Here is a 26,048-nt window from a genome sequence, read left to right as displayed (position 1 = left end):
AATTCCTAATTGTAATGCGCGCCCGGACGCGCATTTTTATTCAATTGCCTCTCGCCGGAGCGGAGTAATTTACGCTCATCGGATACGATTTTATCCAGCGCTTTGCGGTATTGGGCCTGATTCCAGTTTTCACGTTTGCCAACCTTATGCACTTGGTCCATTTTGCTTCCAAGGTTTTGGTTGACCCTAGCTGCGTGGCGGCCTTGATGTATCGAACGACTCCCATCAGTCAAGGCACGTGTTTTGTTGGGCAGGAATATTTTGTTTTGCCGACTTTGTAAGTCAAACCCAGCCAATTTAAGCAGCGGGTGGTTCTTCGTACTGGCGTGCTTATCGCTCAATATGTGATGGTCTTGATAACCCTGTTTTTTCAGGCGTCCAATACGTCGGTTGATGGATGACGTACAACTCCAGCCCAGCGGATCGATCCAGCCGTACGGGTTGGCTGCATACGCATAAAGATTGATTCCCCCCGCCAACCCAATCGGATCGGGCGTCGTAAACCGCCCAACATCCGGATCATAAAACCGAAACGTGTTGTAGTGCAGCCCAATTTCCCGATCCAGATACTGCCCCTGAAACCGCAGGTTCTGCTCTTCGATGTAATAAGGCTCACGTACTTCCTCAACCGTATTGCCCCACACCCGATAAGTAGCCTGCCAGACGTTATGCCCATCGGCTTCGGTTAGTTGCTCGGGCAACCCGTTCAGGTCGTTGTGGTAGTAGCGAATCTTCTGCAACGGACCAATGCCGTCGACGCGGGCAAGGGGTTCGTAGCCGTCATCATCGTAAACATAGACGCTGGTCTGGCTGTGTTTATGCTCCTGCAACAACCGCAGTCCGTCCCAGGTAAATCGAGTTTCGCCTAGCGGATAACCATCACTGCCGTGCTCAGTTTTCTCGATGCGTCGACCCAGCGCATCATAGGTCATCCTGACCACGCTGCCGTTTTCATTACGCACTTCGATCAGTCGGCTTTCGGCATCGTAGGCAAAACGTTGCAACCCACGCTTGGCGCTGCGCTTTTCAATCATCCGTCCAAACGCATCGTAGCGATAACGCTTGTCCTGATAGGTCAGCAGCTTGTTATGCACCACCAACCCGGCACCCGCCTGCGGGCCATCCAGCAGGTTGGCTGCGGCGTCGTAGGCGAAGGTTTCACGCTGGCCGTGCAGGCTGTCCTGGCTGGCGATGATGCGGCCGGTGGCGTCGTAGTGCAGCAACTGGCGGTGTTGCGCAGCGGGTTGTTGGTCGAGTTTGCCGATCAGGTTGTCGGCGGGGTCGTATTCAAACTGTTTTTGCGCCGCAGCGGGCAGCAGGGTTGACTGACTGGCGTGACGACGCTGGCGTGAACGCAGGCGGCCGCTGCGGTCGTATTCGCTGCGGGTGCTGAGTTGGCCCTGGGTGCGCAGCACTTCGCGGTGCAGGCGGTCACGCTCGAAGTCGCTGATGACCTGGCCGTCCAGGTTGACCTGGTGCAGGTGGCCGCTGCCGTAGTACAGGCGGTTGAGCCAGCGGCCGTCCGGCAGTTGGGTTTGGATCAGGTTGCCGAGTTCGTCGTAGTGGTGTTGCAGGTCGCCCGCCGAACTCTGCTCGCAAAGCAGTTGGCCTAGGGCGTCGTAGGCAAAGCCCAGGGCTTGGGCATTGCCCTGCGAATCGGTGAAGGTGACAGCCGTGAGCTGGTCCACTGCGTCGTAGCTGTAATCGGTACGGCCATCGTCGGTGGTCTTGGCTACGAGCCGGCCAACTGCATCACGTTCCAGCCGATGAATGATGGGCGCGGGCGGCGTTTCGGGCACCAGGGCCAGACCGTTTCCGTAGGGCGCCGGCACAGCAGTCAGCGCCGTGACATTATCCAGCGGGTCATAGCTGTAGTGCTTGGCGCTGCCGTCGAGGTCTTGCTGTTCAGTCAGCCGATCCCCGGCGTCCCACGCAAAGCGATAGCGTTCGCCGTTCTCGTTGATCAGCGCTTGCAGCCGTCCATAGCTGTCATAGCCGAACTGCACCTGCCGCCCATGGGCGTCGGTGCGTTGGCGGACCTGGCCACGGCGGTTGTGTTGGTAAAGCGTGGTGTGTCCGGCTGGGTCGGTGTAACCCACCAGCTGACCGCTGACATCGCGCTGATAGTGCTCGGTGCGGCCGTCCGGCAGTTGGGTACTGAGCAACCGCCCCTGGGCGTCGTAGCTAAATTGAGTGCGCTCGCCAAGGGCGTCGGTGATGACCTGCAAATACCCCCGCTCGTCGTAGCTGAAGCGCGTTGGATAACCTGAGCAGTCGATGTGCTCGGCCAGTTGCCCGAACGGATTCCAGCGTAGTTTTTTGCTTTTGCCGGTGGCGTCAATAATTTCCACGGGCTGGCCATGTGCGTCATAGCGGTAGCGCGTGACGTAGCCCAGCGGATCGGTTTCGGCGATGCAATTGCCGCGCGGGTCGTAGCGATACTGCCAACTGTTATCGGCGGCGTCGGTTTCTACCTGCGGCAGCGCCCAGTGTTCCAGCCACAAAGTCGAGTCGCTGCGGCCTAGCGGGTCGGTCTCGCCGATGAGGTTGCCGCTCTCATCGTAGCTGTACTCATAGCGCCCACCCAGGGGGTCGGTGGCGCTGAGCAATTGGCGTTCGTCGTTCCATTCGAACAGCCAGGTCTGACCGAGGTTATCGCTGTACTGAATGATCTGGTGCTGAGTGTTCCAGTGGCGGGTGCTGACGCGCTGCAAGCCATCGGTGATGTGAGTGAGGCCCACCTTCAAGTCATAGTCGAACTGGTAAGTGTCACCCTCATCGGTCCAGTGCCGGACCACACGCCATTCCAAGTCCTCAATCAAGGCCCATTCATAGAAGCACCGCAGCCCGGTGGGTAGTTGATGCTCCACCATTCGACGCGCCACGTCGTAGGCAAAACGCCTTTGCACCTGGCCGGTTGCGTCACGCACCTCAGCCAGATTGCCGGCCGCGTCGTAGCCATAACTGACGAGCACTTCGCGGCGTTGGTCGGGGTACAGGCGCTCAATGTGAGTCAGATGCTCTTGGTCACGGATCAGCTCAATCTGCACTAAGTCGAAGGTATCGCGCAGGCGTACCAGGCGCCCGGCTTCGTCATAGTCAATATGGATGCGGTTGTCGTTGCGATCGCCCAGTTGGCTCAAACGCAGGCGCGTCGGATTGGCCGGCGTGGGTTCGAACAAGCGGTACAGACCATCATCACTTTCGATCAACAACTGCCCATTGAGGTGTCGCCGCACGACGAGCCCTTCACCGGCGCTGAATACCGCGCCGCCCAACGGGATCGAACCCATGTCAATCGGGCGTCCCTGCTCATCGGTGTAGACCAGCGTCTCTCCGCCTTCGGGATGCGGACGGATCTCTACGCACACTTCATAGGGCACGCTCCAGCCAGCGCCAAACAGGCTGTCCGAGCGTTCGTCGCGGCTGTTGTAGAAGCGCTGCCAGTCGATCGGCAGGATGCCGGGTAAGACGAAGTCCAGCTCTTCGACGTCGCCCAGTACCTTCGCGCCTGTCGCCGCATGTACCGGATTCGACGAACCCATCGCCGCGTTGGCCATCGCCCCCATCGCACTGCTGACCGCCATCGAAGTGGCTCCGCCGATCAGCATGCACGGCAACTTGCTGAAGAATTTGCCCTTGCCACCCTTGAGCATCAACAACGCCGTGACCGCCAACCCCACACCCGGGGTCTTGCCGCTGCGAATTTCCCGCACCACCACCGAACCACCGCCAATGGTCACGTTGGAAGAAATCAGGCCCGACGACACCACGGTTGCATCGCAGGTACTGCGGTCTCCACTGCGCACCGCCGGTTGGCCGTTGACGGTGACCTTTTCCGACCCTTCGGCTAGAAACTGCGGCGGCATCGGTGGGTGCTTCATGCACGCCACCAGGTCCAGCGGCTTGGGTACGGCGCCGGGTGCGGGCGTTGCAACTGTAGGGCGCCACATCTGCGAGAAGAAGCTCTCGGCCATGTCCAGGTAACCGGGCTCGGGAGCGGGTTCTTCCAGCTCGGTGCCGGCCGGCGCGACATGGGAACTGATCGCCCCGGCGGCGCGGGCGGCGGGGATGTTGTTGGTCAGGGTGTTGGTGGAGCCGGTAAGAATATTGGCCTGCACCGTGGGCGGAAACAGCGCGTTGCTGAAACTTTCACATAAATTCGATAAGCCTTTGTCGGCCCCGGTCTTGCTCATGGCCAGGCCGACAATCGTGCCCACCACCGCACCCAGGAGGAAGCAACCTAGCCCGCCGGTGGCGACGGTGATACCGGTGGCGGCAACCACCGCAGCGGTTGCGACGGCGGTGATCGCGATATTGGCCGCCACCTCCAGCACCCCGCCAAGGATGTCCGCCATCATCGAGGTGTGGGAGAGCGCATCGCCCATCCGGGCAGCCCAGAGTGCATCAGACAAGGACTGCACTTCCGTGCCTGATTGAATTGAACGCACAACTTTCCATAGTCGCCGTGTCCTTGAGTGTCATGGCATACGCATCAGTGCTGTCTTCAACCGTTTTATCAGCGTGGGACTTTCCAGGCATTCCAGCGGGGTGATGTTGTCCAGTGCCGGAACCGTTTGCCCGATCCACCACAACCCCTCCTCAAGGCCCCGTTTCCCGCGCAGTATCACTGCCATGTCGAGATGGCCGCCCAAGGCCTTGGCCAGTTCACGCGCATCGTCGTCAAGGTAGTCTTCTTCATACAAGGCCACTGTGCTCTGCCAGTCCGCGTCACCCGGGTATTCGTTTTCCAGTCGTTCCATGTTCAAAAACCTGCAAAGGAGATCAAGTTGCTGCCAGTCGGGTTGCGTGCCGATGGCGCCAGGATTCCATCATAGCCATTGGCCTTGGCCCAGTTGCCGATCTGATGGGTCTCGGTGTACTTCGAGCCGGTGATGCTTTTAAGGCTGACCCCTAGCTGTTTGCGCACATCGGCGCGGGTCAGGTCCAAGACATTGTTGAGCTGCACTTTCTTGCTGACCAACACCCGTTTGGACAGGTCGACCTTCCAGTGCGTGACCTCGCCCAGCGCGGTTTTCCGTGAGTTCGCGCCATACACCCCGCCGACGCCTTTGGTGGTGTAGCGGTGTGTGGACTCCACATTCCACTTGTGCGCCTGCCAAGTGGTCCCGATGCGCCCCGGTTCCTCGAACCGATACACGGTGCGACTGACCTTGCGCCCCTTGGGTGGGCTGGAGCATTTCATCAGGCCCAGCGGGTCAATCCAGCTCAGCGGGTTGGGCGCATATTGATAGAGATTCAGGCCGCCGGCCAGACCGATGGGGTCGGGTGTGGTGAAGCGCCCGATATCCGGGTCATAAAAGCGCAGAGTGTTGTAGTGCAGCCCCGTTTCCCGGTCTAGATACTGGCCCTGGAAGCGCAGGTTCTGTTCTTCGATGAAATAGGGTTCTCGGCTTTCCTCGACGGTATTGCCCCAGACTTCATAGCGCGCTTGCCACACCGTATGGCCGTCGCTCTCGGTGAGGCGTTCGGGCAAACCGTTGAGGTCGTTGTGGTAGTAGCGGATTTTTTGAAGGTCACCTGTGCCATCGATACGGGCCAGTGGTTCGTAGCCCTCGTCGGCATAGATATAGAGGCTGGTCTGCTGATTGCAGTGCTCCTGCACGAGTTGCAGCGCGTCCCAAGTGAAACGTGTCTGGCTCCGCTGCACACCGTTGCGGTCGTAGGTGGTCTTGGCGGTGCGCCGGCCCAGCGGGTCATAGGTCATGATGACCCAGGAACCGTCATCGTTGTGCACCTGTGCCAGCCGTTGCTCCGCGTCGTAGCTGAAGCGTTGGGTGCCGCGCCGAAGGCTGCGCTTTTCAACCATCCGGCCAAAACCGTCATAGCGGTAATGTTTGTCCTGGTAGGTCAGCAATCGGTTGTTGGCGACCTGTCCTGAGCCGTCCAGCAGGTTAGCCGCCGGGTCGTAGCGGAAGGCTTCCCGTTGACCCAAGAGGTTGTCCTGGCTAGCCAGAATGCGGCCGGTAGCGTCGTAATGCAGCAATTGGCGGTGTGCCGTGCCGGGCTGGCTGTCGTAGCGTTCGACCAGTTGGTCGCTGTCGTCATAGCCCAAGCGTGTCTGCACCGGTGGATGTAACAGCGAGTGGTCCGGTTGGCGGCGCTGGCGGGCACGCAGACGTCCACTGCGGTCATATTCGCTACGCGTACTGATACGGCCCTGGGTGCGCAGCACTTCGCGGTGCAGACGGTCCCGCTCGAAGTCACTGATGACCTGCCCATCCAGGTTGACCTGATGCAAGTGCCCGCTACCGTAGCGCAGGCGGTTGAGCCAGCGGCCGTCGGGAAGTCGGGTCTGGGTCAGGTTGCCCAATTCGTCGTAGAGATGCTCCAGGCAACCGGCGGCGCTTTGTTCGAGGGTCAGCTGACCGAGGGCGTCATAACCGAAGCCCAGGGTTTGCTGCTCGCCATCGTGCCCTGTAAAGGTGATGGCTGTGACTTGGTCGAGTTGATCGTAGCGGTACGTCGTGCAACCATCTACGGTGCGCTTGGCGATCAGCCGGCCTGCTGCATCCCGCTCCAGATCATGAATGATGGCGGGCTCGGCGTCGGACGATGCGAGGGTTTCTACCTGTGTGACATTGTCCAGCGGGTCGTACGTGTACCGTTTTCGACAGCCGTCCAAGCGCTGTTCGAGGGTCAGGCGATCACCGTCGTCCCAGTCGAATCGGTAGTGCTCACCATTTTCGTTGGTCAGGCTGTGCAGGCGGCCATAGACGTCATGGCTCAACTCCACACGGCGGCCATGGGCGTCGATGCGCTGGCGCAACTGGCCGTTCGACGAATGCTCGAAGCGCGTGGTGTGGCCGGCAGGGTCGCTGTAGCCGATCAACTGGCCGCTGGCGTCACGCTGATAGTGCTCGCTGCGCCCATCGGGTAACTGCTTGCTGATCAGTCGGCCCTGGTCGTCATAATTGAAGCTGGTGCGTTCCCCGAGCGCGTCGGTACTGGCCAGCAGCAAGCCTCGCTTGCAGTAGCTCAAACGGGTGGTAAGGCCCGTACAGTCGGTGTGCTCGCTCAATTGACCCAGTGGGGACCAGCGCAAGGTCTTGCGCTTGCCGCTGGCGTCGATGATCTCCCTGACTTGGCCGTGTCCGTCATAGTGATAGACCGTGCGGTTGCCCAGTGGGTCGGTTTCGCGAATGCAGTTGCCCCGCGAGTCGTAATCGTACTGCCAGGTATTGCCAGCGGCATCGCTCTCCGCCAGTGGCAGCGCCCAGTGCTCCAGCCACAAGGTCGATTCACTGCGCCCCAGGGGGTCGAGGGTCTCAGTCAGGTTGCCGGCATCGTCGTAGCTGAACTGATAATGCCCACCGAGAGGGTCGGTTGCGCCCAGCAGTTGGCTATCATCATTCCACCGGAAGGCCCAGGTTCGCCCCAGTGCATCGGTGGACGCGATGATCTGGTGTCGCTCATCCCAGTGTCGAATGCTGACGCGCGCCAGCCCGTCGGTGATACGGGTGATGCCTGTATCCAACGCATAGTCGAATGTGTAGGTGTCCCCGGCCTCCGTCCAATGCCGGACAACACGCCATTCAAGGTCTTCAATCTTGGCCCACTGATAGAAGCAACGAAGGCCGGTGGGCAATTGATGCTCGACCATGCGCTGCCCGGCATCATAGGCAAAACGGCGCTTCACGTGCCCGTCGGACTGGCGTACAGAGGCCAGGTCGCCACGGGCGTCGTAGGCGTAATGCATCAGTACTTCACGGTGTTGGTCGGGATACAGGCGTTCGATTCGGCTGACGCGATGGGGCCAAGTGTTGTCGTACGTCAGCTCGACCCTCACCAGGCCAAAGGTGTCACGCAGGCCCAGCAGGCGACCATCGTCGTCATAGTCGAGGTGGATTCGGTTTTCGTTGCGATCTCCCAGTTGGCTCAGGCGTAGCAACGATGCGTCCTGTGGCGCCGGATCGAATAGTCGGTACAAGCCGTCTGCGCTTTCGATCAGCCACTGGCCGCTCAAGTGACGCTTGACGCTGAGGCCTTCGCCAGCGCTGAACACGGCCCCCCCCAAAGGGATCGAACCCATGTCGATACGTCGACCCTGCTCGTCGATGTACAACGCGTAGTCGCCCCCTTCAAGGTGAGGCAGCAGCTGCACGCTGACTTCATAGGGCACACTCCAGCCGGCACCAAACAAGCCATCGCGGCGTTCATCCCGGCTATTGTAGAAGCGCTGCCAGTCGATGGGCATGATCCCGGGCAAAGCGAAATCCAGCTCCTCGGGGCCGCCCAGCACTTTGGCCCCCGTGCTCGCGTGCACCGGGTTGGAAGAGCCCATGGCGGCGTTGGCCAGCGCGCCCATGGCCTGACTGACCACAAACGAATTGACGCCTGCCAGCAGCATGCAGGGAAGGTTGCTGAGGAACTTGCCTTTACCCCCCTTGAGCATCATCAGCGCGGTGACGGCTAGGCCAACGCCCGGCGTCTTGCCGCTGCGGATCTCGCGCACCACCACTGAGCCCCCGCCGATAGTCACATTGGGCGAAATCAGCCCCGACGACACCACGGTGGCGTCGCAGGTGCTCCGGTCACCGCTGCGTACCGCCGGTTGACCGTTGACCGTGACCTTTTCCGAGCCTTCGGCCAGAAACTGCGGCGGCATCGGCGGGTGTTTTGTGCAGGTCACCACGTCCAGCGGTTTAGGGACTGCGCCGGGCGCTGGCGTGGCGACGGTGGGGCGCCACATTTGCGCAAAGAACCCTTTGGCCATGTCCAGGTAGCCGGGCTCTTCGCTGTGTTCCGGTGCTGGCGGCGTTGTTTCGGTTTCGGTGCCCGCAGGTGCAACGTGGGAGGGCACGACGCCGGCCGCGCGCGCAGCGGGCAAGGCGTTGATCAGTGTGTCGGTGGACCCGCTGAGGATTGTGGCCATCACCGAGGGAGGGAACAGCGCGTTGCCGATTCCCTCGCACATGGCGCTCAACCCCTTGTCGGCACCGGTCTTGCTCATGGCGATGCCGACGATCACGCCGACTACCGCCCCCAGTACGCAGGCCCCCAGTCCACCGGTCGCGACGGTAATGCCGGTAGCCGCCACCACCGCAGCGGTTGCCAGCGCGGTAATCGCCACGTTAGCCGCCACTTCCAGCACGCCGCCGAGGATGTCCGCCATGACAGAGGTGTGGGACAGCCCATCGCCCAGGCGCGCAGCCCAGAGCAGTGCGTCAGACATGCAAAGGCCGCTTCACTGGGGGACGTCGAACACGAGCGAGCTCTTGATCGTAGACCAGTGCGCCGCCTCGGCGTCCCCAAGCTTGTCAGCCTTCACATAACTCAACGCAAGCATCTTGCGCGTACCCGGCAACACCAGCGCCAGTTGGTACTGGAACACCTTGTCATTGCCCTTGTTGAACTGGCTGCGCAGCTCGATGCCTTCGACCTCTTGCGCGGCGCCCAGGCGCACGTCCACACCCGGTTGATAGCGCAAATCCTGCACCTGTTTTTCCAGGCGCTGGAGTTGGTCATTGAAGTTGCTGTGCAGGGTTTCGCCCTCGGCGAGCAGGCTGCGGCTGACGATCAGGGACGTCCCCAATTCAGGGAACTTGAGGATATTGATCGTCGCGTCCTGCAACTCACTGGCGGGCAGTTGAAACTGAAATTCGTTGATCCGGTACGTCATGGCAAACAGGTCTCGTCAGGAGCTTTTAGGCGCGGGGAACGCGGCTTTAATGTTGGCGTCGATAGCGCCTTTCTGGCCCTGGCCATCGGGCGTGGCACCTGGGCCGCCGCCGTTGTTCAGGTGCAGCACGCCGCCGGTGTTGAACTCGGCGTCGCCGCTGGCGTAGAAGCTGATTTGCACACCGGTGAGGTTGATCTGCCCGCTCGCATTCAACTCCAGAATGCTTTCACCGCAGACTAGGCGCAGGTTCTCGCCCACTTCGATGACGTAGCTCTGGCTGATGCTGTCGGTCTTCCTCTGGCCCACGGAGAGGATGTCTTCCTGCTTGACGATGCGCAGGCGGTTGTTGCCGATGGTCACCGTCTCGTCATGCCCAATGCTCTTATTCCGGTCATGCCCCACGGAATGGCTTTCGTCGACCTCGACCACAATGTCCTGATTCCGCTCGGCATGGATATACAACTGCTCCAACCCCTTCTTGTCCTCCATGCGGATTTCATTGAAGTTGGCCGGCGTGCCACCTTTGCTGGATCGACTCTTCATGCCGCTCTGAGTCGCGTTCTCCGGTAGGTCGTAAGGCACCGTCTGCTCGGCGTTGTACACCCGGCCGGTGATGATCGGCCGGTCGGGGTCGCCTTCGAGGAAGCTCACAATCACTTCCTGGCCGATCCGTGGAATCTGCATCGAGCCCCAGTTTTTCCCGGCCCAGGATTGCGACACACGAATCCAGCACGAGCTGTTTTCGTTGGATTGATCGTGACGGTCCCAGTAGAAATGCACCTTCACCCGGCCGTACTGGTCGGTCCAGATTTCCTCGCCTTTGGGGCCGACCACCAGCGCGGTCTGCGGGCCTTTGACGACAGGGCGGTGCGTATTGGCCAGTGGGCGGAAGCTTTGTTGGGCGTCGATGCAGGTGAGGCTGCTTTCAAACTGCGCCGACCCCGAGCCGCCGCCGCTTTCCAGGCTTTCCTGGACGATGTAGTAGCGGCAGCCGACGATGAGGTATTCGCGGTTTTGGTCCTGGCGACTGAAGCCGGTCAGGCTGAACAAATGCCCTGAACCCAGGCCACGGGCGTTGCCGCTGAACTCGACCTGTTCGTGCAGGGTTTGCAGGGCTTCGATGCGGGTGCGCGCATAGTGCTCGCCGTCTTCGCTTTGCACGTAGGTGCCGGGGTAGTCGTACAGCGGATAGTCGCCGGCGGTGTGCGGACGCGGCATGGACGAGCGCACGTCGATGCTGGCGCTGGGGCGCTGGAAGTCGTAGTCGTTGAGCTCCAGCGAGCCCGGCTGCACTTCGTGCGCCAGGTGCCAGTTGTGCATGTGGTCGCGTTCGCGCTGCTGCTCGTCCTTGGGGTAGTACGGGATCGACGCGTAGCCGGGCACGCTAGTGTGGGCGCCATAGGCGTCGGCCAGCACCAGCACATGGCGGTCCTGTTCGTGGCGGAAGAAGTAATAGATGCCTTCCTGTTCCATCAAGCGGCTGACGAACTCGAAGCTGGTCTCGCGGTACTGCACGCAGTATTCCCACTCGCGGTAGGGCCGGCTCAGGGCGTCTTCGAAGTCGGAAAAACCGAGGTCGCGAAACACCTGCTTGATGATCTGCGGGATGTTCAGGTTCTGGAAAATCCGGCAGTCCGAAGTGCGGCTGAGCAGCCACAGCCACGGGCGCAGCGTTACCTGGTAACTGGCGAACTGGCCCTGGTCGATGTTCTGGCTGCAGCGCGCAACGATGCCGTGGAAATGCCGCTCGCCGCCATCCGCCAGTTGCAGGCCCACGCTCATGGGTTTGCCGAGCAGCTGGTTGAGGTCGATGTTGGCGTCCAGGGACGTCAGTTGCAGCTCATAGTTGAACAGCCTGCCCAGCTCTTCACCGCCGCCCATTTCATTGAGCAGCAGCACATCCGGCCCGAGAGGGCTGGTGATCTTGGCCAGGCGTGAGGCTTGGTTGAATAGCATTGGGCGTCCTGTAAAGGTCTTGATTACTGAAGGAACCGAATCCAATGTGGGAGCTGGCTTGCCTACGATAGCAATTGAACATTCAACATTTATGTTGACTGATACACCGCTATCGCAGGCAAGCCAGCTCCCACATTTTGACCGTGTTCCGTCAGGTCAATCTGCGTCGCTGAAGTCGTAGTGCAATTCATTATCCCGGCTGCTGATCCTCACGCCCGCCAACGCCTTGCCTTCCAGCATGCGCGTGAGGAATTCACGGCTCATGTCCGGCAGCAGGCTGTTGGTCAGGATGGTGTCGATCATGCGTCCACCGCTTTCGGTCTCGGTGCAACGAGAGACGATCAGGTCGACCACCTCGTCGTCGTAGTCGAAGGCGACTTTATGGGTGTTTTCCACGCGCTTCTTGATGCGGTCGAGTTGCAGGCGGGTGATCGCCTTGAGCATCTCGTCGCTCAGCGGGTAGTACGGAATCGTCACCAGTCGGCCGAGCAGCGCCGGCGGGAAAATCTCCAGCAGCGGCTGGCGCAGGGCCTTGGCGATTTCTTCCGGCTCCGGCACGTTTGCCGGGTCTTTGCACACCCGGGAAATCAACTCGGTACCGGCGTTGGTGGTCAGCAGGATCAGGGTGTTCTTGAAGTCGATCACCCGGCCTTCGCCGTCTTCCATCACGCCCTTGTCGAACACCTGGAAGAAGATCTCATGCACGTCCGGGTGGGCTTTTTCCACCTCGTCCAGCAGCACCACGCTGTAGGGCTTGCGCCGCACCGCTTCGGTCAGCACGCCGCCTTCGCCGTAGCCGATATAGCCCGGTGGCGCGCCCTTGAGGGTCGACACGGTGTGGGCTTCCTGGAATTCGCTCATGTTAATGGTGATGACGTTCTGCTCACCGCCGTACATAGCTTCGGCCAGCGCCAGCGCGGTTTCGGTCTTGCCCACGCCGGAGGTGCCGGCCAGCATGAACACGCCAATCGGCTTGCTTGGGTTGTCGAGGCCGGCGCGAGAGGTTTGGATGCGCTTGGCGATCATCTGCAGGGCATGGTCCTGGCCGATGATGCGTTTTTTCAGGTGCTGGTCGAGGTTGAGCACCGTTTCCAGTTCGTTGCGCGCCATACGGCCGACCGGGATGCCAGTCCAGTCGGCGACCACCGAGGCCACGGCCTGGTAGTCCACGGTCGGCAGGATCAGCGGGGTTTCGCCTTGCAGCGCGCTGAGGCGCTGTTGCAGGTCGACCAGTTGCTCGCGCAAGGCGTCGTCGCCACTGTCTACGGCGCCGGCTTTCTCGCGCAGGGTTGCACGGGTGGCGAGGAGTTCATCCACCAGGGTTCTCTCTTCGGCCCAGCGGCCTTCCAGGGTCGCAAGACGTTCGCGTTCTGCGGCCAGCAAGGCTTCGCTGTTGCTCTGGCGCGCGCCAATGGCGATGCCGATGGCATGCTCGCGGGCGATGATTTGCAGCTCGGTTTCCAGCGCTTCGATGCGACGGCGGCTGTCGTCCACTTCCGCCGGCACCGCGTGCAGGCTGATGGCGACGCGGGCGCAGGCGGTGTCCAGCAGGCTCACGGATTTGTCCGGCAACTGACGCGCCGGGATGTAGCGGTGGGACAGCTTGACCGAGGCTTCCAGCGCCTCATCGAGGATCTGCACCTGATGGTGTTTCTCCATGGTCGAAGCCACGCCACGCATCATTAGCAGCGCCTTGTCTTCCGACGGCTCGGCAACCTGTACTACCTGGAAGCGGCGGGTCAGGGCTGGGTCTTTCTCGATGTGCTTTTTGTACTCGGCCCAAGTCGTGGCGGCCACGGTACGCAAGGTGCCACGGGCAAGGGCGGGCTTGAGCAGGTTGGCCGCATCGCCAGTGCCTGCAGCACCACCGGCACCCACCAGCGTGTGGGCTTCGTCGATAAACAGGATGATCGGCTTGGGCGACGCCTGGACGTCTTCGATGACCTGGCGCAGGCGCTGTTCGAACTCGCCTTTCATGCTGGCGCCGGCTTGCAGCAGGCCCACGTCGAGGCTGCGCAGTTCCACGTCTTTGAGTGCAGGCGGTACGTCGCCGGCGACGATACGCAGGGCGAAACCTTCGACCACGGCGGTCTTGCCCACGCCGGCTTCGCCAGTAAGGATTGGGTTGTTCTGACGGCGGCGCATCAGGATGTCGACCAGTTGGCGGATCTCTTCGTCACGCCCCACGATAGGGTCAAGCTTGCCGCTGCGTGCCTGCTCGGTCAGGTCGACCGTGAAGCGTTTGAGCGCTTCCTGCTTGCCCATCGCGCTCGGCGCCATCGCACCGCTGGCTTCGCCCGGCACGGCGCCGGCATTGAAGCCATCGCTGGCGCTCAGGGCATTCTCCGGCGAGTCGCCGACGTATTCATCAAAACGCTCGCTCAGGGCTTCGGCTTTGATCTTGTCGAACTCCGACGATAGGCTCAGCAACGCATGACGCAGGCTCGGCGTCTTCAAAATACCCAGCACCAGGTAACCGGTACGCACCTGGCTTTCGCCAAACATCAGGCTGCCGTAGACCCAGCCGCGCTCCACGGCTTCTTCCACATGGGACGACAAGTCAGTGATCGAGGTCGAGCCACGCGGTAGGCGGTCCAGGGCTTCGGTCAGGTCACGGGCCAGGCGCGCCGGTTCAACGTTGAACTGGCGGATGATGCGGTGCAGGTCCGAGTCCTGCAGTTGCAGCAATTGGTGAAACCAGTGAGCCAGTTCCACATACGGGTTGCCCCGCAGCTTGCAGAACACGGTGGCGGCTTCGATGGCCTTGTAGGCCACGCTGTTGAGTTTGCCGAACAGTGCGGCGCGACTGATTTCACCCATGCTCTGGATTCCTTGAGGTGGTGGCCTGATCGGCGTAATGCCGGGCCAGGATTAGGTCGTTGGCGTCGTGCGCAGGGCGACCGAGCCAGGTGTTGAAGCCCAGGCGGAACTGGCCGTTGAGTTGTAGCGCCGGGACTTCGGGTTGTTGCAAAACCAGGTTCAGGTCCCAGTCCAATTCATGGCCCAGGTACTCGGCCACCCACGCCACCAGCTCGTTGAACGGCTGATGGCCGGGCAGCATGCCCATGTAGTCATCCAGCTTGAGCGGCCCCAGGCGGATACGGAATTTGTGCTGGCGGTCCCACACGAAGCTGCCCAGGCAAAAGTCCACACCCAGCCTGTGGGCGCTCACGCCCACGCGGCTGCGCTCGGGCAGTTCCAGCCATTGGCCGACGTATTCTTCTATCTCCACCGGCAGGCCGAAATACTCGCCGAGGATCGCCTTCAAACCGTCCGGGTAACGGGTTTGCGCCGACAGGTGGCCGCTGTAATGCAGCTTCGCCGTATCAGGGATGAGTCCCTGATTGAGCAGGCTCGGCATACCGCGCCCGCTCAAAGCCGCCAGGCGTGCAGACCAGTAATCATCGTCTGGACGGTCGTGGCTGACCGTCGGCCGTGCCTCCGCCCAGGCCCGGTAAAACAGGCTCAGCAGGCGATGGTGGAACACATCCAGGAATTGCTTGCTGGTGCTGTCGGCGTTGTTGCGCTGGCGCTCGCGCACGTATTCGGTGATATGCAGCGGCAGCGGGCCGTTGGGGCCGCCGAGGCCAAAGAAGAACTGCTCGAGTCGCGCCGGTTTGCCATCGCCACCCGGATCGACCGAGGCCAATGTGGCCGGGGCGAAGGTGCAATCGGCCTGCTGGCCCAGGCGCAGCGGGTCATCCGCCAGGCGCAGGGAATGGCCCAGACGCGGCAGCTCGGGCGATTCACACTCGATACGCCGCAGCGCCTGGAAGAAATCGTATTCCCAGGGCTCCTGATGCATCGCATCCAGGGTACTCACAGGGTCGGACGACGTCCGGGCTTGGCTTTCCATCGCATGATCTCGCCGCGTTCGGTGGTACGGATCACCGTCTCGGTAAAACTGTTGATCGACACGTAGCGTGCCAGGAAGCGTTCCAGTACTGCACCGAGCAGGAACACGCCGGTGCCGCGAAACGCGTTTTCATCAAATTCCAGGGTGATTTCCAGGCCACGCCCAAACACAATCGGGCCGGGCATCGGCAGGCGTCGGGTCACGGCTTTGCTGCTGACTTCGCGCAGGCCTTCGATCTGCAATTGCAGGGCGGCGTCGTTGCTGTCGCCATACAGGCGCAGCAGTTCGCGCAAGGCGCCGGCGCCTTGGCCCTGTTCGCTCAGCGAGAGGTAATTGAGCGACAACTGACTGATCAGGCGCCAGGCCTTGGCATCGTGGGCGTGGCTGGGGCGCGGGCGGCTTGGGCCAGCCACACACCGCACGGCCAATACTGGCGCGCTGTCGGCCAAGGTAAAGTCGGTCTTGCCATTGCCCACGGTCATGAACAAAGGCAGATCGCGGTTGGTGCACAGCGCCGTCACGCCGAGTTGGCGCAGGTCATGGCGGTAGGGCGACTGCCGGCTGTCCACCAGGCTGACAAAGGTTTCGCTGCCCACGTAAGTGGAGCGCGGGCCGTTGCGGCGCTGGTCGCTGGACAGCACTCGCGGCTCACGGCGCACCGTGTAATAGGCCTGGTCGCGGCCGTAGCGGGATGGATCGCGTACCGCGTAGAACGGCAAAAACGGCTGCTCCGGCCCGGTGCCGTGGCCGGTGATGCTGCTCAAGGAGTGAATCTCGAAATCCATCGGCCGCGTGCGGTCAGCGATCACATGGTGTTCGTTGACGCGGTCAGACAGGTGAATACGGTCCACACGTTTCGGGAACAGGTTGATCGCCGGGGTGCAGAACGGCAGGAACTGCGCCGGGCCGACGCTGCCTTCCAGGCTCGGCTCGTGGCGATCAAACAGCACGATCAGTTCCAGCTCCTGACCGTCGCAGCGCTTGACCGCACGGCTCAGCTCGGCGAATTCGACGAACAGGAAACGATGGGGCAGGGCGAAGTATTCCTGCAGCAGGCGATAGCCCTGGAACGCACGGGCAACCACCGGCATGGCCGCGTCGGCATCGTCAAAACCACGGGAACGCAGCGCGTCTGGCGGCAGGCGCTCGACCCAATCGCCGCCGGGTTTGCGCGCAAACACCGCGCAGGCGTTGCCCAGCAGCTGTTCGTAAAGGCGAAACGGTTGCTCATCGGCACCACTGAGGTACAGCGGCAGGTTATCCAGGTCGAGGCTGTTGAACGGCAACTCGGCGCCGGTGCGCAGAGTCAGGCGCAAACCCGCTTTGGCCTTCGGCTCGCTTGCAACCAGGCGCCCGAGCACGGCGGCGGGGTTGCCGAAGTACTCGGCGTTGCTCACCTGCAACGGCCACAACGTCACCGGGTGGGCGGTGCGGTACTCGCAGCAAGTCTGGGTTTCACGGCCCAGCGCGGCACGCAATACCGTGTCGCGGGGCAGGGGGAAACCGCTGGCCAGCGAGCCTTCGTCCGGGTCGGTCTGCAATTGCACCACGGTCATCGACGGCGTCGGTGCCAGGTAGTGCGGGTAGGCGATTTCCAGCAGGTTGTGGGTGAAGGTCGGGTATTCGGCGTCGAGCTTGAGCTGCACGCGGGCCGTGAGGTAGGCAAAACCTTCGAGCAAACGTTCGACGTACGGGTCGGCGCAGTCCATACCGGACAGGGTCAGCCGACTGGCGATCTTCGGGTATTCCTTGGCGAACTCGGCGGCGCTTTCGCGCACGTGGTGCAGTTCCTGATTGTACAGCTCCAGCAGGCGCGGGTTCATGGGCGTCTCCGCTGGTCGGCGTTGACCACACGTACGTGGCCAGACTCCAGGTCCAGGTCGGTTTGCAGCAACAGGCGCAACGGCACCGGCTGCGCCCACAGGTCGCCTTCGATCTCGAAACTCAGCGCGTTGTGGTTCATCTCGCCATGGCCGACGCGGGCTTTGACGCGCAGGGTGTGGCGCAAAATGCGTGGCTCAAAAGTGGCAATGGCCTGGTAGATCAGGGCTTCAAGCGCCTTGATGTCCACGCTGGAAACGCTGTTGCCCGCGAGCGCCGGCAGGCCGTAATTGACCACCGAGGTACCGGCCGGGGTGTGCAGCGTGGCGTCGGCATCCAGCAACGACGTGGTGTTGAGCAGCCACGCCAGGTCGCGCAGAACCGAGGCTTTTAATTGGGTCAGGGACAGCACGCGTTTGTCGGCGCTTTCCTTGGGGTTGGTTGGGTCATCGTCGGTCAACCGGTCCAGCAGGGATGGTTGCAGACGGTCGCGGGTGGCGATTTCGGTTACCACGTAAAGGGCGCCACATACATTTTTTGGTCGCCACCCGAGCCGCAGGATGCAAATGTACTAACGGGGGCCGCTTCAAACAGCCCTTGAGACTGACGAATAGCTTGCATCTTGCTGAGGCAGTCGCGGCTCGGCGCAGGCATGTGCTCGCTGTGCCAGACCGCAAAAATCGGAATGTCGTTGAAGGTCTCTACGCGCAGTTTTTGCTGTCTATCCAGGCTGAAGCTGCAAGGCCACGCCATGTCCAGCTTTATGTGGTTTTGGTCTGGCTTGACCAGCGTGCATTGGCCCTGTTCATCAATCAGCTTGAGCTGTTGCCCGACGAAGACGGCCTCGGTCGCTGGATTCTCGGCATGTTCGGCGCAAGCGCTCAGACTGATCAAATTCATGGTCAGGCAGAGGGTGAGTAGTGGTTTTTTCATTATGTGAGCTCCCAAAACCAGACAGCTCTGGAGCGGAAAAAGAGATCGCCAGTTTGGGTTATTCCTCGGTTCCATAGATCAATATGGTCGCCGGTACGGTTATCCAGGGACTCGCCTGATTGCTGGAAACAATCCTTGAAAAAGATGAGCCCGGTTTTGCCCATCAGCGTGCGACGGTCTTCGGCGGTGTTACCCAAAATGGCCGGTCGTCCCAGATGCCTTTTCCACAGCCAATTAGCCAACGACTCGGCACCCCTGGCGTGTTCATGGGCACACTTGGGCTCGGTATAGGTAGATTTGTTGACCTTGATGGTCAGCTCGGCGTTGAGCACCAGGCTCATGCGGATAGCGCATTGATTGGCCCAGGGACCATTGCAAGGGTCTGCTTTTGGATGCGTAACCAGAAGATCGGAATACGCTTTCCACAAATTGATGAACGAAGGTTTGGCCATGACTCAGATACCGAAGAGGAAAAGGTCGAATGCGAGCAAGCACCAAACCTCCGGCGCGTGGCGCCAGAGGTGTATCGGATCAGCGCTTAGTGTTGGAACGGATATTCCAGCCAAACTTGATCGGACCGCCGTCTTTGGTGCCGTCGGCTTTCTGCGGCTGGTAGTCGACCATCACCTGGGCGAAGTTCAGGGTGACGTTTTCGGTCAGGCGATCATCGGTGCCCGAACCGCCGGTGCTCAGGGACGTGACCAGCACTTCTTCCAGGTTGATTACCATGTACTCGACTTGGCTTTCGCCACCGGCCTTGCGCACGGTCAGCTTGACCTTGTCGATGTGCTTGCCGCTGGCGCAGTGCATCATCAGGTTCGGCGAAGCCTTGTCGACGTACTTGGTCAGCGACAGGTCCTGGATATTCACCTTGCCCGCGCCGCCGCCACCGCCAACGTGCATGTTGCCGGACTGGGCCATGCCCCAGCTCCAGTTCAGTACGTCGATTTCGTCCTTGTGGGCCTTGTCCATGGACTCGCCCTTGATGTCGCCGATTTTGATGAAAATATCAACAGCCATGTTTTCTCCCTATGTGGCACGGGCCACTGAAGTGGGTGATCGTTCCCACGCGGAGCGTGGGAACGAGCGAGTTACTTAGGCACTTTTTGCCGAAGGCAGCTTCGATACCAGGCGCAGCGACACGGTCAGCCCTTCGAGCTGGTAGTGCGGGCGCAGGTAGAACTTGGAGTTGTAGTACCCCGGGTTGCCTTCCACTTCTTCCACGATCACTTCGGCGGCAGCCAATGGGTGCTGGGCCTTGGTGGTTTCGGTGGAGTGCGCCGGGTCACCGTCTACGTAGTTGAGGATCCAGTCCTGCAACCAGCGCTGCATTTCGTCCTTCTCTTTGAAGGAACCGATCTTGTCGCGCACGATGCACTTCAAGTAGTGAGCGAAACGGCAGGTGGCGAACAGGTACGGCAGGCGCGCCGCCAGGTTGGCGTTGGCGGTGGCGTCCGGGTCGTCGTATTCGGCCGGTTTCTGCAACGATTGCGCACCAATGAACGCGGCGAAGTCGGTGTTTTTCTTGTGCAGCAGCGGCATGAAACCGTTCTTCGCCAGTTCCGCTTCACGGCGGTCGCTGATGGCGATTTCGGTTGGGCACTTCATGTCCACGCCACCGTCATCGGTCGGGAACGTGTGGGCCGGCAGGTTTTCCACTTCGCCGCCGGACTCGATGCCACGGATGCGCGAGCACCAGCCGTAGTGTTTGAACGAACGGTTGATGTTCACCGCCATCGCGTACGCGGCGTTGGCCCAGGTGTACTTGGAGCTGTCGGCACCGTCGGTGTTTTCTTCGAAAGCGAAGGCTTCCACCGGGTCGGTCTTGGCGCCGTACGGCAGGCGTGCCAGGAAGCGCGGCATGGTCAGGCCGATGTAGCGCGAGTCTTCCGATTCACGCAGCGAGCGCCAGCCCGCGTATTCCGGGGTGGTGAAGATCTTGGTCAGGTCGCGCGGGTTCGACAGCTCCTGCCACGAGCCCATGCCCATCACGGTCGGCGAGGCCGCAGCGATGAACGGGGAGTGCATGGCGGCGCAGACTTTCGACAGCTCGCCCAGCAGCTCTACGTCGGGAGGCGACTGGTCGAAGTAGTAGTCGCCCACCAGGCAACCGTACGGTTCGCCGCCGAACTGGCCGTATTCTTCTTCGTACATCTTCTTGAAGATCGGGCTCTGGTCCCACGCGGTACCCTTGAATTTCTTCAGGGTCTTGTGCAGGTCCGGCTTGGAGATGTTGAGCACGCGGATCTTCAGCTGCTCATCGCTCTCGGTGTTGTTGACCAGGTAATGCAGGCCACGCCAGGCGCTTTCCAGCTGCTGGAAATCCGGGTGATGGATGACCTGGTTGACCTGGGCGGTCAGCTTGGCGTCGATAGCGGCGATGATCGATTCGATCGACTTGATCGCGTCATTGGACACCAGGTCGGTTTGCGCCAGAGCCTGTTCGGCCAGGGTGCGCACGGCCGTTTCGACGGCTTCGCGGGCACGCTCGGTCTTTGGCTTGAACTCCTGCAGCAGCAGGTTCGCGAACTCGCTGGCTTCTTCGGTGGCACCCAGGATCTGGGAGCCTTCGCGGGCGGTATTGTCAGTCATGATTACTGGTCCCCTGCAGGCTTAGGCGCGCTGGCAAGTGCCTGAAGCAATGCCGGGTCCTTGATCGCCTTCATGATGATTTCTTCAGCGCCGGTCTTGCCGTCCATGTAGGTCAGCAGGTTGGCCAGCTGGGTGCGGGCTTCAAGCAGTTGGTTCAGCGAATCGACTTTGCGCGCCACAGCAGCCGGGCTGAAGTCGTCCATGCTTTCGAAGGTGATGTCCAGGCTCAGGTTGCCTTCGCCGGTCAGCTCGTTCGGTACGTGGAAGGCCACGCGCGGCTGCATGGCCTTGAGGCGCGAGTCAAAGTTGTCGACGTCCACTTCAAGGAACTTGCGGTCAGCCACCGCCGCCAAGGGCTCGGCAGGCTTGCCGGCGAGGTCGGCCATCACACCCATTACGAAGGGCAGCTGGACCTTTTTCTCGGCGCCGTAAAGCTCGACGTCGTACTCGATCTGCACTCGAGGCGCGCGGTTGCGCGCGATGAATTTCTGAGAACTTTGCTTCGCCACGTTGCTGCTCCTGGTCGCTTGAGCGACGGTGTTGTTACTGGACTGCCGGGCGACTTACTCGCCGTCCGGGCCGCGCAGGTTTTCAAATTGGGACATGCCGTCGGGAATCAGATTGCGCACGATGGCCGCGAAGTCGGCGTGCACCAGATTCTTCGCGCGGTTCAACAGCACCGGCAGCGGGCTCGAAGGCTCGTGCCGGGTGTAGTACGCAAGGATCTTGTCGAGGCTGCGCAACACGTCGTCGCGATTGGCGATATCGCCAGCGGGGCGCGGTGCTGCGGGGGCGGCGGCGAAGTCGACCGAGGGGGCATTATCGTCACTGACGGCCTCGGGTTCGCTGCTGCTGTCGGTGCCGGGCACCGCTTGATTGAGTATCTGCAACGCCTGTTTAAGCGGTTGCTTCAAGGCACTGAGGTCCACGCCCTGGGCGGAACCGACCTGATCATTGACGTGCTGTTCGATGGCTTCGCAGGCCGCGCGGGCTGTACTCAGGGCGTCGCGGGTGGCTTGCAGTTGCTCGGGGTCGCTGTCGAGGAACGCGGCGTTGAGTTGCTGGGCGCCGAGTTGTTCATCGGCGAAACTCAGCAGGCCGCTGGCGTTGAGCGCGGCGCGCAGGCTCACCGGGCCGAAAGTGCGTGAGCGCGTGAGGATGCTTTCGCGCAGCAGGCGAGTGTTCGTGTCACAGGTCAAGCCGGTGAGGGCGTTGATGCGTACGGTGGGATCGTTATCGTCGTCGGCATCCAGGCGCGGGTGCAGGTCGGCCCAGTAGTCGCGCAGCAACGCGTTGATCAGTGTCAGGGCTTCGGCTAAGCCAGCCACGCCCTGCAGGGCAAGGGAGCTTTGCAGCAGGAAATGGGTGATGCGCAGGTCTTTGCTGCGCGCCAGCAAGTCGAGGCTTTGCTGCTGGATGCTGCGCCATTCCGGCGGTTCAGCGGGCAGGATCGAGTCGCCCATGCTGCGCTCGGGTTGGCCCTTGGCATCACGCTCCAATTGCAAAAATTGCGCGTCATATTCCATGTCTTCGCCACACGGCGAAGTGGCAGAAACGGCGGTGAGCAGCAATGGCACATCCACTGAAATCGATCTCCCTATCAGCCCGTTAGATGGCGGGCAATTCATGCATTAGTTGTGCGAGGAACTTTGCATGTTTTCTTGGTCATATAGGCGCAATGCCATTAATGTGCCATTACTGGTGTTCAAGAAGTTGTGCATTTTTGGTGTAGTAGTTATGCCTTGTCAAGGTAAGCTATTCGCCCTCTGTGACAGATGTGCGGTGCTTAACAACCTGCGCGACTGGTGGGTCGAGTGATGCACCGGGGCAGAATTTTTGTCATAGAACCCAGTTAAGATCAGCGATCATGCTGGCATTGGCAGGTTTTAGAGGGTCGATTGTTCGACCTGATGGGGATATCCCGGCGGCGCAGTTCCGGGAATCGACCGCGAGTGAAGTATCAGCAAGGAGGCAAGATGTCGCTGTGTTTGACTATCACTAGTTATCACAAGATTACCCCTGGGCAATGCTCCGAAAAGTCCATGAATCAGGGTGCGCTGGCTATCGGCCGCAGCTCTGAGAATGACTGGATATTGCCTGACCCTGAGCGGCTGGTTTCCTCGCAACACTGCGTTATTCAATACAAAGACGGCCGTTACTACCTAACCGATAACAGCACTAATGGTGTGGAGTTGGTTAAAGCGGGCGTTCGTATGCGTCGGGGTAACAGCGAGCCGCTGCAAGATGGTGAGTTGATCCGTATCGGCGATTACGAGATCCAGGCGCGTATCGATTTCAACGTGCAGGCCGTCGATAGCCAGCCGTTTGCCGGTGACTCACCGAATAGCTTTGAAGCGCTGATGGGCGCCGTGGTGAGCACACCCACGCCAATCCCAACACCCTCGATTGCACCCCAGTTCCAGGGCGCCTCGTCGATGGACACCCTGCCGGACCTGTTCGACTTCCTTGGCCCCTCCGCCGTGCCGCCGCCGACCGTGGCGGATCACGTGCCTTCTGAACAACATGACTTCCGCCCGCCGACGCCCGTCGCCGTGCCCGCGCCTGTGGTTGAAACGCCTGGGTTGTCGGGCTCGGTGATTCCCGAGGATTGGGACCTGTTCGGCGACGCGCCGGCGCCAGTGACCAGTGCACCACCACCGCCTCCACCACCTGCTCCGGTGATCCAACCGCCACCTGTGGTCGAGCCCCCGGTCCCTGTGGCCGATACCCAGCAGCAGCCCGACCTCCTGCAAGCCTTCCTGCGCGGCGCTGGTCTCGATCAGCTACGCCTCGACAAGGCCCAAGCGCAAGCCCAGATGGAAAGCATCGGCCGCAGCTACCGCCTGATGGTCGAGGGCCTGATCGACGTGTTGCGTGCCCGCGCCAGCCTCAAGGGCGAGTTCCGCATGCAGCAGACGATGATCCAGCCTGCTGAAAACAATCCGTTGAAATTCGCCCCGAATGCCGACGAAGCGTTACTGCTTTTGCTACGCCACGGAAACCAAGCGTTTATGGCGCCGGACCTCGCCGTGCGCGACAGTTTCAACGATCTGCGCGCCCACCAGTTGGCGGTGATGGCCGGCGTGGAAGCGGCGATCAAGCACCTGCTCAGCCGTTTCGAGCCGGCGCAATTGGAAGAACGCATGGGCAAGCCCGGCGGGTTGTCGAGCATTTTCAACGGCTCGCGCCAGGCCCAGTACTGGCAGCAGTTCACCGAGCTCTACAGCAATATTTCCCGCGAGGCCCAGGAAGATTTCCAGGACCTGTTCGGCCGCGAATTCAGCCGGGCCTACGAAGAACACAGCGCACGACAGCGTCGCTAAACCCGCGCCGCAACACATGAATTAACGGATAGCTAAGTACGTCATTGAGGACGCAGGATGATTCCCAGGTTTTTACTCGCAGTCGCCACCGTGCTACTGCTGACGGCGTGTGCCAAAGACGCCGCGAAACCCGAAGCGGTGGCAGAAGCAGAGGCCGATACAGCTGCTGTCGAGCTGCACTTCCACGCGATCAACGGGCTTAACCCCGGCGCCAGCGGCCAGGCTGCTCCGGTGCGGGTGCGTATTTTCGAGCTGAAAAACGCCGCCACCTTTGCACGCGCCGATTACTTCGCCTTGGCTGACCGCGCGCAATCCACCCTCGGCCTGGACCTGTTGGACCAGGACGAAGTGACGGTGCAGCCCGGCGAGCAACTGAGCATTCAGCGCGACCTCGACCCGTCCACGCGCCAGATCGGGCTGTTGGTGGGCTATCGAGAGTTGGACCGCGCGCAATGGCGCACAGTGATCAAAGTGCCCGCGCGCCAATACACCGAATACCAGATCAGCCTCGATGTACGCGCCGTGCGCGCCGACCTCGTGGTCTCACCATCCAGCCCTGCCCAATAAGAAGCAATCGGAGCTCCCATGTCCTGGAACAATCGCGTGGTCTGGTCGGAAGGCATGTTCATCGGAACGCAGCACTTCCAACAGCATGACCGTTACCTGGAAAACCTGATCGACGCCCGCAGCCGCCCGTTGTCCGCGGGCGCCTGGGGTTTTTCCGAGTTGCTGATCGACCAGGGCCTGCTGGCCCAGGGCAAGCTGGCAATCGTCTCTGCGCGCGGCCTGTTGCCCGACGGTACGCCCTTCAACATTCCCCATGATGACCTCGCGCCAAGCCCGCTGAATATTGACGACAACCTGCGCGACGGCCTGGTGTACCTGGCCTTGCCGCTCAAGCGCGCGGGCGCCCGCGATACCGTGGACGAAGGCGAGGCCCTGGAAGCCGCGCGTTATGTGAGCCAGGTGCGTGAAGTACGTGACGACAACGCCCCCTTTGAAAACCGTGCGCCAGTGGCCGTCGGCTCTCGCGCCCTGCGCCTGTTGACCGCCCAGGATGGCATCAGCGACTACGCCGCTATCGGCCTGGTGCGCATCAAGGAAAAACGCGCCGACCGCGCGCTGGTGCTCGACGACACCTACATCCCGCCCGTACTGGACGTGGCCGCAAGCAAGCCGCTGACGGCGTTTCGCAGCGAACTGCTCGGCCTGCTGCACCAGCGCGGCGAAGCCTTGGCCGGCCGCGTAGTTGCCTCGGGCGCGGGTGGTGCGTCGGAGATTGCCGATTTCATGCTGCTGCAATTGGTCAACCGTGCCCAACCGCTGATCCAGCATTTGAGCCAGTTGAGCCCGCTGCACCCTGAACGCTTCTTCAGTGAATTGGTGAGACTGGCCGGCGAGTTTTCGACGTTCTCGACCTCGGGCCGCCGCCCTCAGGAATACCCGCACTACCAGCACGACGATCTGGTGCTGAGCTTCGCCCCGGTGATGGCCGCGCTGCGTGAAGCGCTGTCGATGCTGATCGACAGCAAAGCCACGCCGATCCCGATTGTGGAGAAAGCCTATGGCATCCACGTGGCGATGCTGGCCGACAAAACCCTCATCGACAGCGCCAGCTTCATCCTTGTGGTGCGCGCCGATGTGCCCGGCGAAACCCTGCGCGCGCGCTTCGGCCAGCAGAGCAAAGTCGGTTCGGTGGAACACATCCGCGACATGGTCAACCTGCAACTGCCGGGCATTGGCCTGCTGCCGTTGCCGGTGGCGCCTCGCCAACTGCCGTACCACGCAGGCTCGACGTATTACGAGCTGGATCGTGGCAGCGAGCATTGGCAACAACTGAGCAATTCCGGCGGTTTCGCTTTCCACATCGCCGGGCAGTTCCCGGGCTTGAACCTGGCCTTCTGGGCGATCCGAGGATAATCCG

General features: G+C 61.4%; 18 protein-coding genes. 3 read left to right on the top strand and 15 right to left on the bottom strand.

The window, feature by feature from the left end; genetic code table 11:
- Nucleotides 1-5: 5 nt before the first annotated feature.
- The 15 genes from AACY44_RS06100 to tssA form a co-directional block, all read right to left on the bottom strand.
- Nucleotides 6-4,415 carry an RHS repeat-associated core domain-containing protein gene (locus AACY44_RS06100; protein ID WP_339529933.1) on the bottom strand — a complete coding sequence of 1,470 codons (4,410 nt, stop codon included), beginning with the start codon at nucleotides 4,413-4,415 and terminating at the stop codon, nucleotides 6-8.
- A gap of 66 nt (nucleotides 4,416-4,481) precedes the next feature.
- Entirely contained in the window at nucleotides 4,482-4,763 is a 282-nt protein-coding gene (locus tag AACY44_RS06095) for a hypothetical protein (RefSeq protein ID WP_339436640.1), read from the bottom strand.
- 2 nt (nucleotides 4,764-4,765) lie between these two features.
- Nucleotides 4,766-9,196: an RHS repeat-associated core domain-containing protein gene (locus AACY44_RS06090; protein ID WP_339529931.1), complete on the bottom strand. Its 4,431-nt coding sequence runs from the start codon at nucleotides 9,194-9,196 to the stop codon at nucleotides 4,766-4,768.
- A 12-nt stretch (nucleotides 9,197-9,208) separates the two neighbouring features.
- Entirely contained in the window at nucleotides 9,209-9,643 is a 435-nt protein-coding gene (locus AACY44_RS06085) for a DcrB-related protein (RefSeq protein WP_065880297.1), read from the bottom strand.
- A 15-nt stretch (nucleotides 9,644-9,658) separates the two neighbouring features.
- Nucleotides 9,659-11,599, bottom strand: a complete 1,941-nt coding sequence (locus AACY44_RS06080; RefSeq protein ID WP_339436642.1) for a type VI secretion system Vgr family protein — start codon at nucleotides 11,597-11,599, stop codon at nucleotides 9,659-9,661.
- Between the two features lie 156 nt (nucleotides 11,600-11,755).
- Nucleotides 11,756-14,419 (bottom strand): type VI secretion system ATPase TssH, encoded by a 2,664-nt coding sequence (gene tssH / locus AACY44_RS06075; protein WP_339428287.1) that lies wholly within the window; start codon nucleotides 14,417-14,419, stop codon nucleotides 11,756-11,758.
- Complete coding sequence (gene tssG / locus AACY44_RS06070) at nucleotides 14,412-15,455, bottom strand: type VI secretion system baseplate subunit TssG (RefSeq protein WP_339415064.1); 1,044 nt, start codon at nucleotides 15,453-15,455, stop codon at nucleotides 14,412-14,414. The genes tssH and tssG overlap by 8 nt, the downstream gene beginning before the upstream one ends.
- Nucleotides 15,419-17,278, bottom strand: coding sequence for a type VI secretion system baseplate subunit TssF (gene tssF / locus AACY44_RS06065; RefSeq protein ID WP_339436644.1), 1,860 nt, complete (start codon nucleotides 17,276-17,278; stop codon nucleotides 15,419-15,421). The genes tssG and tssF overlap by 37 nt, the downstream gene beginning before the upstream one ends.
- Nucleotides 17,275-17,790 (bottom strand): type VI secretion system baseplate subunit TssE, encoded by a 516-nt coding sequence (gene tssE, locus AACY44_RS06060; protein ID WP_034116446.1) that lies wholly within the window; start codon nucleotides 17,788-17,790, stop codon nucleotides 17,275-17,277. Before tssE ends, tssF begins: the two co-directional genes overlap by 4 nt.
- A complete protein-coding gene (locus tag AACY44_RS06055; protein WP_048723565.1) occupies nucleotides 17,784-18,209 on the bottom strand; it encodes a hypothetical protein in 426 nt (141 codons plus the stop codon). Before AACY44_RS06055 ends, tssE begins: the two co-directional genes overlap by 7 nt.
- Nucleotides 18,209-18,661 carry a type VI secretion system amidase effector protein Tae4 gene (locus AACY44_RS06050; protein WP_048723566.1) on the bottom strand — a complete coding sequence of 151 codons (453 nt, stop codon included), beginning with the start codon at nucleotides 18,659-18,661 and terminating at the stop codon, nucleotides 18,209-18,211. Before AACY44_RS06050 ends, AACY44_RS06055 begins: the two co-directional genes overlap by 1 nt.
- Before the next feature lie 79 nt (nucleotides 18,662-18,740).
- Nucleotides 18,741-19,229 carry an Hcp family type VI secretion system effector gene (locus AACY44_RS06045; RefSeq protein ID WP_034116443.1) on the bottom strand — a complete coding sequence of 163 codons (489 nt, stop codon included), beginning with the start codon at nucleotides 19,227-19,229 and terminating at the stop codon, nucleotides 18,741-18,743.
- A 75-nt stretch (nucleotides 19,230-19,304) separates the two neighbouring features.
- On the bottom strand, nucleotides 19,305-20,801 hold the full coding sequence (gene tssC, locus AACY44_RS06040) for a type VI secretion system contractile sheath large subunit (RefSeq protein WP_339415066.1): 1,497 nt from the start codon (nucleotides 20,799-20,801) through the stop codon (nucleotides 19,305-19,307).
- Between the two features lie 2 nt (nucleotides 20,802-20,803).
- Nucleotides 20,804-21,310 (bottom strand): type VI secretion system contractile sheath small subunit, encoded by a 507-nt coding sequence (tssB, locus tag AACY44_RS06035; RefSeq protein ID WP_003231688.1) that lies wholly within the window; start codon nucleotides 21,308-21,310, stop codon nucleotides 20,804-20,806.
- Between the two features lie 54 nt (nucleotides 21,311-21,364).
- The gene (tssA, locus tag AACY44_RS06030) at nucleotides 21,365-22,384 is read right to left on the bottom strand and encodes a type VI secretion system protein TssA (protein WP_339415067.1); all 1,020 of its coding nucleotides are present in this window, start codon (nucleotides 22,382-22,384) and stop codon (nucleotides 21,365-21,367) included.
- A 393-nt stretch (nucleotides 22,385-22,777) separates the two neighbouring features.
- Between tssA and tagH the strand changes: the two genes are divergently transcribed.
- Genes tagH through tssK form a run of 3 tightly spaced genes read left to right on the top strand, consistent with a single transcriptional unit; the run spans nucleotide 22,778 to nucleotide 26,044 of the window.
- A complete protein-coding gene (gene tagH, locus AACY44_RS06025) occupies nucleotides 22,778-24,124 on the top strand; it encodes a type VI secretion system-associated FHA domain protein TagH (RefSeq protein ID WP_339415068.1) in 1,347 nt (448 codons plus the stop codon).
- 57 nt (nucleotides 24,125-24,181) lie between these two features.
- Nucleotides 24,182-24,691, top strand: coding sequence for a type VI secretion system lipoprotein TssJ (gene tssJ, locus AACY44_RS06020; RefSeq protein ID WP_339415069.1), 510 nt, complete (start codon nucleotides 24,182-24,184; stop codon nucleotides 24,689-24,691).
- 18 nt (nucleotides 24,692-24,709) lie between these two features.
- Nucleotides 24,710-26,044 carry a type VI secretion system baseplate subunit TssK gene (gene tssK / locus AACY44_RS06015; RefSeq protein WP_339428289.1) on the top strand — a complete coding sequence of 445 codons (1,335 nt, stop codon included), beginning with the start codon at nucleotides 24,710-24,712 and terminating at the stop codon, nucleotides 26,042-26,044.
- Nucleotides 26,045-26,048: the final 4 nt, after the last annotated feature.

Source organism: Pseudomonas sp. RA_15y_Pfl1_P11 (genome assembly GCF_963970975.1).
GTDB lineage: Bacteria > Pseudomonadota > Gammaproteobacteria > Pseudomonadales > Pseudomonadaceae > Aquipseudomonas > Aquipseudomonas tritici.
The sequence above is the reverse complement of the archived record's forward strand: the minus strand, read 5'-3'. Positions and strand labels throughout refer to the sequence as shown.